General features: G+C 44.3%; 3 protein-coding genes. All 3 read right to left on the reverse strand.

Features of this window, described 5'->3' with window-relative positions; genetic code table 11:
• The coding region (locus FTV12_RS16325) for an IS66 family transposase zinc-finger binding domain-containing protein (RefSeq protein WP_180034343.1) at nucleotides 1-599 on the reverse strand (599 nt) is incomplete at its 3' end.
• A gap of 74 nt (nucleotides 600-673) precedes the next feature.
• The gene (gene tnpB, locus FTV12_RS16330; RefSeq protein WP_004828548.1) at nucleotides 674-1,009 is read right to left on the reverse strand and encodes an IS66 family insertion sequence element accessory protein TnpB; all 336 of its coding nucleotides are present in this window, start codon (nucleotides 1,007-1,009) and stop codon (nucleotides 674-676) included.
• Nucleotides 1,006-1,376 (reverse strand): transposase (locus FTV12_RS16335; protein ID WP_218948444.1); only part of this gene is annotated, 371 nt, incomplete at its 5' end. The genes tnpB and FTV12_RS16335, both read right to left, overlap by 4 nt.

Here is a 1,376-nt window from a genome sequence, read left to right on the forward strand (position 1 = left end):
ACATGCTGTTCCTTATAGAACTGTGCCGGTCTGAAATGCAGTTTTTCACTGATATCTTCGCCGATACGACGTAACTGGCAGCCACAACTGCATTGGGTTGATGCAGGTTCATGCTCAATACGGATGGTGTGTAGATGATCGGGCAGCAGTCGACGTTTAGGTTTATTTGCTTTGGCTTTGTGTGTCACTGCATCGGTTTTATCTGCATTTAGCCGTTCCAGTTCTAGATCAACTGCGGCAATATCTTCTTCAACCGCTTCATCCCACAGGTGGATTTGTTTTGCAGTGAGATGTTCGTTTTTACTGCCGAATTTATGCTGTTTAAACAGCGCCAGTTCATGCTCGTATTTTTGATTGAGAATAGAAAGATGCTGAACTTTAGAATCTAATTGCTGATTGGTGACTTCAAGATGTTGAACTTTGGCATCTAATTGTTGATTTGATACTTCCAGATGTTGAACTTTAGAATCTAATTGCTGGTTTGATTTTTCTAATTCTTGATTTGATTCTGCCAGAGACTGATGCTGCATTGCCAACTGCCGGGTAAATTCCAGCAGTTGTTCATGGGTCAGTTGGTTTAAGTCAGGCAGTGTATTCATGACCGCAGTATGCCTGAGGTCATGAAGAGAATGAAATAGAACGTTTGGAGGATGGCAGAATAGCCGAGCTTGGTTTAGAGCATCGTGACCACCTGCTGTCGTCCAATGCGCTGCCAAGGCAAACCCTGGATTAATGCCTGTAACTGTTCCGGGTTGAGAGCTACGCTTTCACCCTGGTGAACTTTAGCCCAGTGGAATTTTCCCTGTTCCAAACGCCGGGCACACAGCCAGATGCCCAGTCCATCATGTACCAGCACTTTCATGCGATGGCCACGTTTATTACAGAACAGGTAAGCACAATGCGGTTTAATGTAGCCAAAGGCTCTCACCACCTGAGCCATGACCGTATCCATCCCTGCTCGCATATCCAGAGGTTGGGTAGAAAGCCAGATTTCATCGATACGGATCATGTTGCCAGCACCTTGAGTAATTCTGCCAAGGCAGGTATTTCTGATACTTGCCATTTCAAGCCAATTTCTGCTTTTGAGTGGGGTAAAGTAATTTGAACTTTTAACATGTCAGTAGGAGTAGGATCTAATGGTGCAGAGCAAGATAAGGCAATAAATGCAGGTTTATTCGGTAGTGGTGAGCGATCACTCCCTGGCTTAGCATCAATTAAGCGAATCCATTTGGATACAAGATTTGTATTCAATCCATGTTGCAAAGCGACTGAAGCAATTGAAACGTCCGGTGCTTTACAAGCCTGAACGATCTGCTGTTTAAATTCAGCACTGTATGTTCTTCGTTTTTTCGCAAGAGATGCGATGGATGTCTGAT

Source organism: Acinetobacter sp. YH12233, from assembly GCF_013417725.1.
Lineage (GTDB): Bacteria > Pseudomonadota > Gammaproteobacteria > Pseudomonadales > Moraxellaceae > Acinetobacter.